This window comes from Parapedobacter indicus (assembly GCF_900113765.1).
Classification (GTDB): domain Bacteria; phylum Bacteroidota; class Bacteroidia; order Sphingobacteriales; family Sphingobacteriaceae; genus Parapedobacter; species Parapedobacter indicus.
The window spans coordinates 73,951-89,037 of record NZ_FOQO01000015.1 but is presented as its reverse complement, the minus strand read 5'-3'; the positions used below and the strand labels follow the sequence as shown (position 1 = coordinate 89,037).

Here is a 15,087-nt window from a genome sequence, read left to right as displayed (position 1 = left end):
ATGTTTGTGGCGTTATTTATAAATATTCTAAATAATGAGCAGAAAGCTAGCCCTTGTCTATTTATTGATACTGTGGAGCTCATCGTTAACAGCACAGGAAGTAGTTTCCGAATCGGATACCTTGAAAAACAATCCACTAGATGAAGTAGTTATTACAGCTACCCGTACCGATAAAAAAATCGAAGAATTACCCATACCTATTACCACCGTTTCCTCCCGTGAGATTCAAAATCGCGGTATGGTTAGGCTTAATGAAATTTTAGCAGAACAAACCGGTCTTGCGTTAGTAGGCGACCATGGTACGGGCGTACAGATGCAAGGATTTGATGCACAATATACCCTGATATTAATCGATGGGGAACCTGTTATCGGACGTACATCCGGGACATTGGAATTGTCTCGTATCACTATGGCTAATATCGATCGCATTGAAATTGTGAAAGGCCCTTCGTCTTCTCTTTACGGAAGTGAGGCGATGGCAGGCGTGATTAATATTATCACCAAAACTCCGCCAAAGGGAGTATTTGCTGGAATATCGACACGTTATGGCACCAACCAATCTACAGACGTCAGTGCCGATGGATCCTATCGTACAGACAAACTTACCATTTCCGGTTTTGCCAATCGATTCAGCAATGCAGGATACAGCCTAATGCCTGAATCTGGTTTTCAAACGGTAGCCCCGTTTGCCGCTTATACAGCTACGGGAAAAGCAGGGTACAAATTTTCAGATAAGACGAATGTTAATGTATCGCTGCGTTATTATGCCAATTCCCAAGATGATCGATATGGGGTGGAAAATCGAGTTGTATCCGGCAAAGGGCTCCAGCGCGATTTCAGCATTTTTCCCAGCATTACACACCGATTTTCAGAGGCTCATACTTCTATGTTGCGCTTTTATCGTGCTACGTATCGTACGGAGTCTTCCATCAGTTATGAAGACACAAAGGAATTGTATGACGAAACCTATTTTGATCAGGGTTTTACACGTGGGGAATTTCAACACGACTACGAGATCAGGCCGGATATTGTTGTTACAGCGGGTATTGGCTATCAACATGAGACGGTAGAAGCCACACGCTATGACGATAAAATGAGTTTCAATTCAGGTTATGGCTATATCCAGGCAGACTGGACGCTATTGAACAGGCTTAACATCATAGCTGGTGGCCGTTATGACATGCATAATGTTTATAGATCACAATTTAGTCCCAAGCTAGCTGCAAGTTATCAATTAAACAAGAAGTTCACGTTGCTTGTTTCGGCAAGTCGCGGATACAAGGCTCCAGACTTCCGACAGCTTTACCTGAATTTTACAAACGCGGTTGCAGGTTACAGTGTATTTGGTTATGAAGATCTTCAAGAAAATCTCCAGCGACTGCAGGACGAAGGACAAATCAGCGAAGTGCTGATCGATCCTTCCACCTTGTCAAGCCTAAATTCGGAAAGCTCATGGGCCTATAATGTCGGTGTACGTATGCACCCTGCCGACAAACTGATTGCCAACGTGAATATTTTTAGGAATGACGTGGATAATCTCATTTCAACTGCCAGCATAGCCACCAAAACCAATGGCCAATCGGTATTCTCTTATTTCAACCGTAATGCTGTATTCACCCAAGGCGGAGAGGCTGATATTACCTATCTACTTTCTAACACACTGGAAGTCGGCGGTGGAATCCAATACCTGGAAGCTAAAGATGTGGATGAATGGAACATGGTCAAAGAAGGCCGCGCTTATGCGCGTGATCCGGAGACCGGACGGACGGTAACGGTGAAAAAAAGCGAATACGGTGGATTGCTTAACCGATCAAAATACATGGCCAATGCACGGATTTCTTACTATGAGACACGCACCGGAATCCGCTTATCGTTGCGGTGGAATTACCGGGGAAGATATGGGGTCCGTGATGTCGATGGAAACGGCATCGTCAACCTGGACAACGAATTCGTAAAAGGCTACTCATTAGTTAATGGATCCATATACAAATCATTATTTAACAATACGTTACGAATTCAATTCACTACCGACAACATCTTAGGATTCACTAATAATGAATATATCAGTTACCTACCGGGCCGTTTGGTATACGGTGGGTTGTCTTACCGCTTCAACAAATAATTTATCAGTATACTCATAATCCATAGTAAAATGAAAACAACATTCACCCAAGCAAACGCCGTCACACTCGCATTCATCATGGTATTCTTCACGCTTTCGCTGTCTTCGTGCAGCAAAGATGATGGTGACAATAACGTCACACCCGAATTGGAAGTCAAAACGGTTGAGGACCTAGACGGCAGCAAAACCCGGGTACTCTTGGACGACAGTGGCAATCCCATTACAAACGAAAACGGAGATGAAGTTCTTGTGCCGATCCGGGCTTACTTTGATTTTTCCGCAGGTAAAGAAGTTGATTCAACAAGTACCACATGGGATATCAAGTTTGATGGCACTACGTTATCTTTCGGAAATGGCGCTGAAGCACAACTTGTAGAAGGGATATTTGACAACTATGTGACAGCCCCAAGCACAGGTTTTTCGACAGAAAATATGGCAGGTAGCGGTACTTGGTACAATTATACAGCCACTACAGATCCTCAGCATGCCATCCTCCCTATCCCGGGAAAAATCCTTGTACTGAAAACACATGACGATAAATATGCGAAAATTGAACTTATCAGCTACTACAGAGGCAATCCAGATACATCTGCGGAAGCATTCAAGGACTTTATGAATCGGCCGGACAGCAAAGTATATACCTTTCGCTACGTCGTCCAACCCGATGGAAGCACAAATCTGAAGTAACATTTCATACGGAATCAAGCAAAAAACAACACATGTATTAACGAATGAATAAGCAACTTATCTTTACCGTCGTATTCGGCTTACTGTTCTTGACCTTCCAGTCCTGCAATGTCTCCACTATTTCTGAGGCCGGTTTATCCGACTCTACAAAAATTGTTTCCACAAATGGGACGCTTTCCGAGATCTTGGTCGGGTTAGGTTTCGAAGATAACATTGTTGGGGTGGACGTAGCCAGCACCTATCCTGCCAGCCTTCAACAGAAACCCAAAATCGGACATAACCGGGATATTTCTACCGAAGGCGTATTAGGACTAGGACCAGATTTGGTTATCGGAATTTCCGATGTGGTAAAACCTCAAGTGGCCGAACAAATCCGGGCGGCTGGGACCCGCTTTATGCTGTTCCACCATGAATATTCGGAAGCAGGTGCCAAACAGTTAATCCGGGCGGTAGCCGATAGCCTCGGACAAGTTTCAAAGGGAGATTCGCTTCTCAGGGCACTGGAAGCAGATTTAGCACGTGCAGATTCCATCACTGCCCAAGCGCAGGGCAAACCTAAAGTCCTGTTTATCTATGCCCGCGGCACGGGTACGATGATGGTGGCTGGTCAACGGACACAACTGGACGAAATAATCAAATTAGCCGGCGGCGTAAATGCCGTGCAAGGATTTGAGGATTTCAAACCGTTGACATCCGAAGCCGTGATTGCCGCCAATCCAGATGTGATCCTATTGTTTGACAGCGGCCTATCCAGTCTCGGTGGCATTGACGGATTGCTGCAAGTTCAGGGCATCGCTGAGACAAATGCGGGAAAAAACCAAAAAGTGGTGGAGATGGATGGCCAATTTCTTACCGGATTCGGTCCACGTTTGGGGAAAGCAATTATTGAGCTAGCGAAGAAAATACATTGAAAAGCTACACCCTTATACTTACGGTACTGCTCGTTTTGTTGATCGCAGCATGCGCATTGTCGGTATGTGTGGGTGCCGTCAAAATAAGTGCTTCGGAGTTAGGGTCCATTATAGCCCACCGCTGCGGATTAAATACATCTGTCAATTTCACTTCCCAACAGGAAGCCGTATTGCTTAACATCCGGCTGCCACGTGTTCTTTTGGGAGCAGCTGTAGGTGGCACGTTAGCCATTGCAGGCTCCGCATTGCAGGGTCTGTTCCGGAATCCGTTGGCAGAACCCGGGCTGATCGGTATTTCCTCTGGCGCTTCCCTGTTTGCCGTTATGGTAATCGTTTTGGAACAACGATACGTTAGTTTCCTAACTATGACATTAGGCTACCATGCCTTAGCCATCGCAGCATTTATTGGCGCCTGTATTACGACATTTGCTGTATACCGTTTAGCCGTAGGCAATGGCAAGGCAGATATCACCACACTGTTGCTAGCTGGTATTGCGATTAACGCGCTGGCGGGTTCATTTACGGGATTGCTGACTTACATGGCTACGGATGAGCAGTTACGCAACATCACTTTCTGGACGCTTGGCAGTTTGGGGGGCGCTAGTTGGAAAACCCTCACCGGTATTTTGCCGTTTGTTAGCATCACGCTAGTTGTGTTGCCCTTTTTCAGCAAGTCGCTGAATGCGCTTGCATTGGGTGAATCACAGGCCGGGCACATAGGCATCAATGTAAACGTGCTAAAGAGATTGATTATTGTCATGGCAACGCTGGGAGTTGGCGCCTCGGTTGCGGTATCCGGTATGATTGGTTTTGTTGGCTTGGTTATACCGCATATTCTCCGGATGGCATTTTCGGCGGATCATCGGTTGGTTATTCCCGGATCTGCTCTCTTAGGAGCTTCCGTTCTCGTACTTGCCGATTTAGTCGCACGTACCATATTCGCTCCGGCTGAACTGCCCATTGGTATACTCACTGCGATCATCGGGGCACCGGTATTCATTTATATCATCCTGATTGAACGACGAAAACGTGGCGGCATTTTTTAAAACAATTAATTTTATATCACTTTTCATACATTATATATGAACGCAACATGATTGAAGTCAGAAACATACACTATTCGGTTGGACCTCTAAAACTGATTGAAAATGTAAGTTTTGATGTACAGCCAGGCGAACTACTGGCAATTATCGGGGCGAATGGTGCCGGAAAAAGCACCCTGCTCAAATTATTGTGCAAAGAGATTGCACCAACCGAAGGGAAGATCTACCTACGTGAACAGCCCATAGAAACGTACAAGCTCGATGTTCTCGCTAAATTCCGGGCTGTTTTGGCACAGATTAATACCCTATCCGTCTCTTTCAAAGTACACGAATTGGTTATGATGGGCCGATACCCACATTTTGTCAACAAGCCCGGGGAAGAAGACGTACAGATTGTCAAAACCGTGATGGAAGAGACCGGCATAACCGGCTTTGCCAACCGGGATTACAACACCCTATCAGGGGGTGAACAACAGCGGGTTCAACTGGCCCGTGTCATTGCGCAGATCTATGGTCAGCCAAAAGGTTTGCTTTTCCTGGACGAGCCCACCAATGGACTGGATTTACTTTACCAGCAACAAATTCTATCGTTGGCCCGGGGACTGGCCAATCGCGGTTATTGTGTGGTCAGCATTCTCCACGACATTAATTTCGCTTCGCGCTATGCAGATAAAGTCATGATCTTAAAAAAAGGGAAACGCATCGCCTTCGGTGTGCCACGAGAGGTCGTAACCAGCGAAAATATCCACGAAGCGTTTAACATCCAGGTACGGTTATTTCATGATGAGGAGTTTAAGTGTCCTTTGGTCATCCCGTCGATGGCTTTATCCGAACAAACAACAATTAAATAAATACAATATGGAACACACAACGTTATCGCTCAAGGAGCAATATCAACAATACAGGAACGAAAACCCGAAAGTACGTATACGCGATGCCGCCAAACAATTAGGTGTTTCCGAAGCAGATTTGGTTGCCATAGGTGATGCCAATATAGCATTACAACCTAAATTTCCCGAAATACTAAAAGAAATCAAGACATTGGGGCACGTTATGGCCCTTACACGGAACGACTATGCTGTCCATGAGCGGCAGGGCACTTATACCAAGGCCTCTTTTAATGGTCACGTTGGTTTGGTGGTAAATCCCGACATCGATCTCCGATTGTTCATGAACGCCTGGCATTTTGGTTTCGCCGTGTTAGAGGGTGACCGCCGTAGCCTCCAGTTCTTTGACAAAGACGGCGCGGCTGTGCATAAAATCTACCTGACCGAGCGGAGTGACATTCAAGCCTATGAGACGCTGATAGCAACGTATAAGTCATCCGAGCAGGGCGTACCGCTACAAACCGCGGCTGTAGACAAATCCATCACAGAGACTCCGGATAACGAGATTGACACCGACGGTTTCCGCCAAGCGTGGCTTAATTTACAAGACACTCACCATTTCTTTGGCATACTGCGCGACTTCGGTGTTTCACGCCGTCAAGCTATGCGATTGGCTCCTGACGGACATGCCACGCAGATTTCAGTGGCATCGTTGAAGCGGATACTGGAAGGCGTGTCTGAGCGTAATCTAGAAATCATGGTATTTATCGGGAGTCGCGGATGTATTCAGATACACACGGGTAAGGCAAAGAAATTACTACAGACAGGGCCGTGGTTCAATGTGCTTGATCCCGAATTCAATATGCATCTACGGGAAGATGCCATCCAAAGTGTTTGGGTAGTTAAAAAACCAACGGAAGATGGTATTGTAACGAGCCTGGAAGCATTTGATTCAGACGGCAATGTAATCGTACAGTTTTTTGGCAAACGTAAGCCTAGAGTTCCGGAACGCGAGGATTGGCGCCAGGTGATTACAGATTTCGCAAAATAGGGTATCGATAATCAACTATTAAGTTATTTCTATTTTATTTATAATCTTTCTAAATAATTTATATCTTTGAAGCAACAGTTGGGTAGTTGTCGCCTACTGACCCAACCCAAAGTGTCTATATGGTTTGTTTTATATAGTTGTTTAGTTTAGTTAGTAGAAACCCCGCTGATGTGAATCACCGGGGTTTTTTAGCTGCTCAAACCGGATCCATTCCAAATACCGGTCGGATACAGTCTATAGATCGCCGCGCTATCTTATAGCATCTGTGCTGAAAAACCTTCCAGAATACGGTTATCATCTGTTTCAGGTTCAAACAGGTTTTCAATGCGAAATGCCAACGCACCGTAGATTTCGAGATTGCTTTGCTTTTGGTCTCCGATTGCTGCCAATCGCTGCTGACCTTCATTCAGTGTCCGCTCAAATGCTATTTGGTATTCTCTTTTAATAGGTTCGGACGGTGGAAATACTTGTGCCAACGCATCGACTTGCCTCCCATTTTTCCAGAATCGATAGCATACGTGTGGACCTGTTGCAAGTCCTGTACTTCCTACATAACCAATCACCTGACCTTGTGAGACCCGCTGTCCTTTCTTCACAGCACGCTTGCTCATATGCAGATATTGTGTGGTGTACACATTGTCATGCTTAATTTTTACGTAATTTCCATTCCCTCCACTATACCGGGAATCGATTATTACGCCCGCTGCTGTAGCAACAATCGGCGTACCATGAGGTGCCGCAAAGTCAGTCCCAAGATGAGCTTTCCATCTTCGTTGGACCGGATGAAACCTCCTCATGGTGAAACGGGACGAAATACGGCTGTATTTCAAGGGTGCTTTCAAGAATGTCCGACGCAGGCTTTTCCCATTTTCATCGTAATACGCACCGGGTTGACCATCTTTTGGCTCAAAATAAAATGCCTGATATTCCTTTCCATCATGACCAAATACGGCAGATCGGATCCGACCGGGACCAATTGGTTTGCCATCAACATACTTACGCTCATAAACCAGTTTAAACCAGTCGTTCCGATTGATACGATAAAAATTAACAGCCCAACCATATATTTCCGCCAATTGAACAGCGAGGTCAGGGCTTGCACCATTCGCTTCCAATGTTTCATAAAGAGAACTTTGGATCGTACCTGATACGGACTCGATTTTAGTGTCCACCTCCTTTTGCCTTTTGTAGATGGAAATGCTATCCCTTAAGTCATACACCACGTAGTCAATTGGATTAGGCTGGTATATAAAATAAGCAGCTTTACCGGCATTGTCGGCAAAAACAGTATAATCATGCCCGGCCCCTATTTTGCGCACATCAAATATAGCTTTTGATTTATTTGCTAGGATAGAAATGCTCTGAAGATCCACCTGGTACCGTTGAAGTATATCCGATAGAAATTCATTACGTTTGACAGCATTGGTTTCTATGTTGAACCCCGCTATAGGTAATCCGTACAAGAGATTGGTGGCGCTACTTTGTTCAATGATATCTGGAGTTGGGGTAGACAGCCTTTCCGGGGTGGTGTCAAAAGATGAAAGGAAAATGAAACTGGCACCCAATACAATCACAACCAGCACAACAAGTGCAAGCACATTTTTTTTTACTATCATTTCTTATTATAGGTAATTCGCGTATTCAAAAGTTGATCCCGTGGTTAATTCGAATTGATTGGCGATTAGATACAATCGCCAGATTCCCATCACACACATAGTAACAAACGCAAATAAAGCAAATTATTTGAATACCCTAATTTTTTTAACATTTTTTTACATTTCGGACAACCGGAATCATACGCATATTTGGCGTATACGAATTATAAACATATAGTTTATATAAATTAAATAGTGAATTGATTTATAACCGAATATAAATTTTACTTAAAGCTACCTCTAGGAACTTCACTAAAACCCTATATCTAACTATAAACCAATCACTTCGATACAAAAAAGATCAGAACACCCCTTATTTATTCTTTCTGTGGGCCAACATTACTTTTTTCATTCTGAGAACAGAGGTTATCTCTTGTGAACGTAACAAGCAAGGGGGGCGGTAATAGAAAGCACTCGCATTTACAGGATTGAGATCAACTGAAAAGCACCATCCTTAGAACAGCTGATTCGCTGCCGTACCCAATAGTTTCTTTCTATCAGCATTTGAAGCCCGGGCTGAAACAACGGAATTTTGATGCTACAATAAAAAAGCAAAGATAGATTTGGAGTCAGTTAGGTTGCTAAACAACAGCAATAAAAAAAAGCTACCCATAGGATAGCTTTTTTATGGTAATCACCAAGGTGTTATTAAAATCTCTTTGATTTAATCCGCGCTGCCTTGCCTGTAAGTCCGCGTAAATAATATAGTTTTGAACGGCGTACTTTGCCGTAGCTATTAACTTCGATCTTCTCGATATTTGGCGAGTTGATCGGGAAAATACGTTCCACACCTACACCATTGGAAATCTTGCGCACGGTGAAGGTTTGATTTGCCCCTATACTATTGCGCTGAATGACAACCCCTTGGTAAACCTGAATACGCTCTTTGTTTCCTTCGCGAATTTTATAGTGAACGCTAACGGTATCCCCAGCCTTAAATGCGGGAACCTCATTTTTCGTTACCGCTTGCTCTTCTACAAATTTTACTAAATCCATGATTTTGAGTAATTAATGACGATTATTATCCCGTAAAAATCGAGCTGCAATATTAGTGATTATTTTTTGAATACGGAAGTTGTTTTAAAAAAAATAAATATAAAGATCTTTTGGAATTTCGAATTAATTTTTACCTTTGCAAACCCTTACGGGAACGGGGTAGCGTAGCCCGGCATCGCGTCCCGACTTCAGGTCGGGAAGGTCGAAAGTCCGAGGCCGACTTCAAACCGGTAAAAAATAAAGTTCGGGGTGTAGCGTAGCCCGGTATCGCGTCCCGACTTCAGGTCGGGAAGGTCGAAAGTCCGAGGCCGACTTCAAACCGGCAAAAAATAAAGTTCGGGGTGTAGCGTAGCCCGGTATCGCGTCCCGACTTCAGGTCGGGAAGGTCGAAAGTCCGAGGCCGACTTCAAACCGGTAAAAAATAAAGTTCGGGGTGTAGCGTAGCCCGGTATCGCGTCCCGACTTCAGGTCGGGAAGGTCGAAAGTCCGAGGCCGACTTCAAACCGGTAAAAAATAAAGTTCGGGGTGTAGCGTAGCCCGGTATCGCGTCCCGACTTCAGGTCGGGAAGGTCGAAAGTCCGAGGCCGACTTCAAACCGGTAAAAAATAAAGTTCGGGGTGTAGCGTAGCCCGGTATCGCGCCTGCTTTGGGAGCAGGAGGTCGTAGGTTCGAATCCTGCCACCCCGACCAACCAAATGAAAATGCCCCCTCACCTAATGTGAGGGGGCATTTTCATTTAGGCACAACTTATCGGTTTCATTTTGGATGGGGTCTCCTACCCGGGAGGATGGCCGCAACAATCAAGCGCGCGGATCGCGATTAATCATTTTCTGTCTAACCAGTGTGTAATATTGAGCAGAAATTGGGCATTCTGTGTCGCTCTGGGATGATTCATGCCTCTTTTCGCACTTTTGATACCCTGAAGCTGTGCTGAAAACGGTGCCCCGTCGCCAAATACAACAATTCTGCCCCTACCAAATTTTAAGTATGCACCATTCACGAATCCTCTTCCGGAAATATAGGGAATGGCAGCTTTTGACCTTTTTTCTATTTGGGAAGCCTGACTGGGCAGGTAAATGCGATAATCGTCGCCCAACACGGAAATAACATGGGCATGGGGCGGAACCATAAATCCCGTTCCACCCCAACACATGATGCTATCGATTTGTTTGCCGCGAGCACTGGTAATCTCATTTGACATAAGTGTCTCTTTTTCCTTTGAGAATACCTCCGCCCCGCCGTCCTTCCGAAGAGCAAAGCCATTTAGGATGTTGATACCAAATCTTCCCGCTAGGTCATTGACAGAAGCTCCGCAAGGCATGTGATCCGTGACAAGAAATAAGCTCCCTCCATCGGCTACCCAAGTGGCGAGTTCATTTATTTCGTCTGGCGAAAAGGCCGATCTCGCTGGCAGGTCCCAATTTTCCATATCATACATGGCATTTACGGTTACATAGATCTTTGCTTTTTTTAAAAGCTCGGAAGTCACCTTTTCTCTGCTGCCTACCACCTGATAGCCGTCGCTTGCGAGCAGTATACCGAAAGGGGCATAGGCTCCCCTTAAGGTTGACGCATTATTATGCGCTTCATCAAATACGATCAGAGGGCCGTTTCCCACCTTGTATAACGGAACAGAAACTGGATAGTGAAAGTTTTCGTCTGCCACTTGCTGTGCACTCCCTTCCGTCGCCCAAAAGACCAGTGCACACCAAATAAAAACGCATCGGCCTGCAAACTTTTGCACCTTCATCACGCTATTTTTCTTTGAGCCAGATATCATCCTTAAAACAGGTGACCTGTGCGGCCTCTCCATCGTGTAATAAAAATGTCAGCGGGAAAGTGCCGTCATCATTCAGGAAAAAAGTTTCCGATCTGGGCGTAAAGGCCACCTCTTTATTGTCCCATAGCTGTTTTATGGTTAATCCATTTGCTGACGACCGGATATGGAGTTTAAGACTATTATCATCCTGCAAGATATACGTTCCTTCGAGCCGTTTAAGTTGTGCTGTCGATAACGGCTTGATTTTTTGGGGATCAAATCCGACTTTTACCGTCATGATTCTTCCCATAAGCTTAGCGTAAGCAAACTGACCGGCGTCGTCTTTTAGGAACTCAACTTTGTGACCTTCTTTCTCTGATTCAAAGTTTGTTTCATTGAGCTGGACGAGCTGATATTCCTTTCCATCCCATAATTGCTTCGCAAAAAGCACCTTGTCTTTTAGCTCAAATTGAACAAAACCTGCTTTACTGGGAAACTGGTAATACCCTGAAAACTTTTCCAGCGATACGGTTTTAGCTGGCTGGCTTTCTCCTTGCGCAAAACAGTTCGTTAAAAGAAATGCGCTTCCGAATAAAATGCTGCCGACGACCCGACGGATTTTTGGGGCGATTGCAGACTTGAATGCGTTCATTGTGTTCATAATTATTTTTTTTATGATGCAATGATAACGCTCCAGCAATTGGGAGAAGTTCGGATGGATGCAACAGAACAGCTTAGTGGTCAACTAGCCGCTGAATTTGCTTTAATGTATTCTTTAGGGGTGAGGTTCGTGGCCTTTTTAAAGGTCGTATAAAATGTAGTTTTAGAGTTGAAGCCGGCCCGGATCGCAACACCGAGCATATCTAAATGCCTGGTGTCCTCTGATAATAAAAGTGTTTTTGCTTCCTCGGTCCGCAATTCATTGATAAATTGATAAAAGCTCTTGCCAACTCCATTATTCAGAACGTAGGATAGTTCATGTGTACTGATGCCTATTTTAGCTGAAAGTACGGAAAGCGTCAAGCTTGGGTCGAGATATAGTTTTTCACCGACTGTCTTTCGCATTATTATATGTTTAAGTTCTTCAACCTGCTCCAGGGTAAGCCGTTCATTAAGTACTTTTTTGGGCGCTGTTCCGTATTTTTCCTCTGGTTGATAGGTTTCGATTGCATAGATTGATTTTTGAGTAAGTGTTGAATAGGCCAAAAGGATGATCCCCAAAAAATATAGGATAGGGGAATAGTACGTTACGTGAATGTTGGATATACTCAGTATACGAATGAGAATTAGGACTAATACGGAAATTAAGAGATATTTTAGCCATTCCATGTTTATTTTTTCGGTAAACGAAGCTATCATTTTTACGTTCTTTTGGTGACGGCGAAGCAGCACGAAACAAACGATCCAATAATAAACCATCTGGCCAAAGAAAAAATACCGGACGATAAACCCGATCCACGACGGCAATGCCGGTAGATGGCTTTGGGCATTAAACATAATTGGCATCAAGTAGACCAGCGAAAACAGAAGGAAAAGCAGGAAAGGAACGAAGTGGATAAGCCAGTCCTTTTTTGGCAAAGAAGGGGATGTGTAATAGGTTACCGCCATATAAAGGCAGGGAAGCATCGCCCACCTAGGCAGTTCAAGCAGGTGGATCAGGAAGCCTCCACCGATTCCAAATCCTTCCAGGAAAAGTTGGGTAAAAGCGCATGCCATGATGCAATAGAATGCTCCAAGCCATCGGTTGGCTTGGATATTCACCTTATCAAACCCGATAAAAACGAGGGATCCCAATAGCCATAATGCTCCGCCTGAAAAGGCATAGAAAGCAGCTAAGGTATTTATTTCAGACATTTGATACTTCGGACTGTTTCCGTAAATGTAGGGTATTTGCGTGAAAAGTGTAAACTACATCTTCCAGATCGGGATTCCGATCCAGCCGTGTATTGAAAATAATACCACCAAATAAAACAAGAATAGGATATTGAAAGCCAGGGGAAACTTGATCCATTTGCTGCGTATTTGCGGCCATTGTCTGTACAGTAAATAAGCTCCGATCACCACACCGATGCCGAAAAAAAGCATACCGGCGAAAATGGAAAAACTGGTTGTATTCAGCGTAGTGAACAATTCTTTATTCGCGGCATCCGTCAGTCCCATTTTACGAAAGGCGAGCAAGAAACTTATCGTTCCGATGGCTGGCAAGCCTAAAATGCCAAGGTCTATTGCTTTCATTTTTCTGAATAAGACCAACGGTATTCCAATAACCGTATAGATCAGGGACAGCAGTGCGGCAAGGAGTCCAAGATAAATAAGTGTTTTTTGGAATAGGATCGGTCCATACGATGTTTTACTATAAAAACCATTTCCATAACCCTGAAAGAAAGAACGTCCTTCATGATCAACACCCATAATAAGCGAGGGGATGATGTTTCCTTTTAATCGAAAGGTGTGATTTCCCATATGTATTAAAGAGTCTATCTGTCCGTTTCCCCTTTCGACGACCAATTTGTCGGCATCTATGGACAAAAGGTTGATTCCACCAAATATTCTCTTGAAAAATTCCCACCTTTCATTCTTGGGATTCATATATTGGTAATACCCCAGCATCGGTGCTATTTTTGCCGGGTCTATCTTGACACTATTCAAGGTAGGGTAGTCGATGTCCTTGGTTAAAAAATCTTCAATAAGCTGGGAGACGGGCCAAAGATTGGTATTGCAATTGGCAGCAATCGTATAGGCCAGCCCCGCTTCCCGGTTGAAAAATATCCAGGAGACGAATCCTTCCCCCTTCCCATTGTGCCCCCTGAATGTTATTTTTTTGTTATTCGGGAATAGGTCGTTACCCAAGGCATATCCTGTCTGTAGCCCATTCTGACCAGCTAGTGTGCTGTGAACTTTTTCCATCTCTAAAATAGCTTTTCCATCTAGTGGATCAACCTTGCTGTTTTTGTCGGCATTTAAGAGGAATCGCATAAATTTGGCCATATCTGCCGCGTCCGACACCAACGATCCGGAAGCCCCGTTACCGCTTGGTCCATAAAGAGGAAGAAGTGTATATTTCCCATCGTTAAAGTTATAACCTTTCGCATACGAAGGCAGTCTTTTACCGTTTAGATCAAATCGTGTATGATTCATCCTCAATGGTTTAAACAGTACCTGATCGATATAGTTATCCCAAGAGGCGCCCGATACTTTTTCTATTACATACCCTAAAACATCATATCCCGGATTTGAATATGACATCATTTTGCCCGGTTTCCAACGGGAATTCAGCGAGTTCGCTACCGCTTTTACTCCGTCTATCCCCTTAAGCGGTTTTCCAGTGGTGGTTACCATCTTATTCAATTGTATATCCTCGAACGCAGCAGTGTGTTCCAATAAATGAACAAGCCTCACAGGGTGCGTGGCCTCCCATTTGTTGGTAAAGGGAATTTCGGGTGCGATTGCCTGCAATCGGTCATTGAGGTTTAATTTACCCGATGCTACTAATTTTTGGATACCCATTGCTACAAAGAATTTTGTAATGGATGCCAAGTGAAATTGTGTTGTATGGTCGACTTTTATTTTTTGTTCCATATCTGCATATCCCAATCCTCCCGAAAACAAGACGCTGTCTTTCTTTACCATGGAAATCATTAACCCGGGTATGTGTTCCTTTTGCAGAACGGTATCGATTTTTGTCAGTAATTGATCTATTTCTGATGCCGGAGAATCATCAGGCTGCAGTCGCGCGTTTGTCCTATTGGCTAACAATGCTGTAAAAAATAGGATTAAAAATGATGGTATATGCTTGTTCATTGTGGCTATTTTTTTGTGAAAGTAACTAGGTTCTGTTCTACTTTGGTTCGCCGTTATCCAACCGAACTAAAAACGATTCAAGCTACCTCAAAATCAAGCTTCCGTATTTATCAAGATACCGAATGAAAAGTTATCCGCATTATTGACAAAAAATCTGTACCTTTGCATCCCGTACACAAACGTGATGGTTAAAGCTTTTTTAGCTTAAGCAGCGTATAAAAGACACCCAAAATTT

General features: G+C 44.2%; 12 protein-coding genes and 1 tRNA gene. 7 read left to right on the top strand and 6 right to left on the bottom strand.

Annotation, left to right across the window (positions count from 1 at the left end):
- Positions 1-34 precede the first annotated feature (34 nt).
- From BMZ56_RS23975 to BMZ56_RS23950, 6 genes are read left to right on the top strand one after another with little or no spacing between them, the layout of a single operon-like run.
- A complete protein-coding gene (locus BMZ56_RS23975; protein WP_090632030.1) occupies positions 35-2,122 on the top strand; it encodes a TonB-dependent receptor plug domain-containing protein in 2,088 nt (695 codons plus the stop codon).
- A 30-nt stretch (positions 2,123-2,152) separates the two neighbouring features.
- Entirely contained in the window at positions 2,153-2,809 is a 657-nt protein-coding gene (locus BMZ56_RS23970; protein ID WP_090632028.1) for an HmuY family protein, read from the top strand.
- 44 nt (positions 2,810-2,853) lie between these two features.
- On the top strand, positions 2,854-3,720 hold the full coding sequence (locus tag BMZ56_RS23965) for a heme/hemin ABC transporter substrate-binding protein (protein WP_090632026.1): 867 nt from the start codon (positions 2,854-2,856) through the stop codon (positions 3,718-3,720).
- On the top strand, positions 3,717-4,766 hold the full coding sequence (locus BMZ56_RS23960) for a FecCD family ABC transporter permease (RefSeq protein ID WP_090632024.1): 1,050 nt from the start codon (positions 3,717-3,719) through the stop codon (positions 4,764-4,766). Before BMZ56_RS23965 ends, BMZ56_RS23960 begins: the two co-directional genes overlap by 4 nt.
- Positions 4,767-4,813: 47 nt before the next feature.
- The gene (locus BMZ56_RS23955; protein ID WP_090632020.1) at positions 4,814-5,614 is read left to right on the top strand and encodes a heme ABC transporter ATP-binding protein; all 801 of its coding nucleotides are present in this window, start codon (positions 4,814-4,816) and stop codon (positions 5,612-5,614) included.
- Positions 5,615-5,621: 7 nt separating this feature from the next.
- The gene (locus tag BMZ56_RS23950; protein WP_090632017.1) at positions 5,622-6,641 is read left to right on the top strand and encodes a hemin-degrading factor; all 1,020 of its coding nucleotides are present in this window, start codon (positions 5,622-5,624) and stop codon (positions 6,639-6,641) included.
- Between the two features lie 254 nt (positions 6,642-6,895).
- Here BMZ56_RS23950 and BMZ56_RS23945 read toward each other — a convergent pair whose 3' ends face one another.
- A complete protein-coding gene (locus tag BMZ56_RS23945; protein WP_090632014.1) occupies positions 6,896-8,257 on the bottom strand; it encodes a M23 family metallopeptidase in 1,362 nt (453 codons plus the stop codon).
- 687 nt (positions 8,258-8,944) lie between these two features.
- A complete protein-coding gene (gene rplS, locus BMZ56_RS23940) occupies positions 8,945-9,292 on the bottom strand; it encodes a 50S ribosomal protein L19 (RefSeq protein WP_090632011.1) in 348 nt (115 codons plus the stop codon).
- Between the two features lie 613 nt (positions 9,293-9,905).
- Here rplS and BMZ56_RS23935 point away from each other — a divergent pair.
- A tRNA-Pro gene (locus BMZ56_RS23935) sits at positions 9,906-9,982 on the top strand.
- Between the two features lie 133 nt (positions 9,983-10,115).
- On the opposite strand, the gene BMZ56_RS23930 is transcribed toward BMZ56_RS23935, so the two are convergent.
- The 4 genes from BMZ56_RS23930 to BMZ56_RS23915 form a co-directional block, all read right to left on the bottom strand.
- Positions 10,116-11,042, bottom strand: coding sequence for a hypothetical protein (locus BMZ56_RS23930; protein WP_090632009.1), 927 nt, complete (start codon positions 11,040-11,042; stop codon positions 10,116-10,118).
- A gap of 4 nt (positions 11,043-11,046) precedes the next feature.
- Positions 11,047-11,712: a hypothetical protein gene (locus BMZ56_RS23925; RefSeq protein WP_143073013.1), complete on the bottom strand. Its 666-nt coding sequence runs from the start codon at positions 11,710-11,712 to the stop codon at positions 11,047-11,049.
- Between the two features lie 80 nt (positions 11,713-11,792).
- Complete coding sequence (locus tag BMZ56_RS23920) at positions 11,793-12,905, bottom strand: helix-turn-helix domain-containing protein (protein ID WP_090632002.1); 1,113 nt, start codon at positions 12,903-12,905, stop codon at positions 11,793-11,795.
- Between the two features lie 54 nt (positions 12,906-12,959).
- Positions 12,960-14,852, bottom strand: a complete 1,893-nt coding sequence (locus BMZ56_RS23915) for a serine hydrolase domain-containing protein (protein WP_090631999.1) — start codon at positions 14,850-14,852, stop codon at positions 12,960-12,962.
- Between the last annotated feature and the right edge of the window lie 235 nt (positions 14,853-15,087).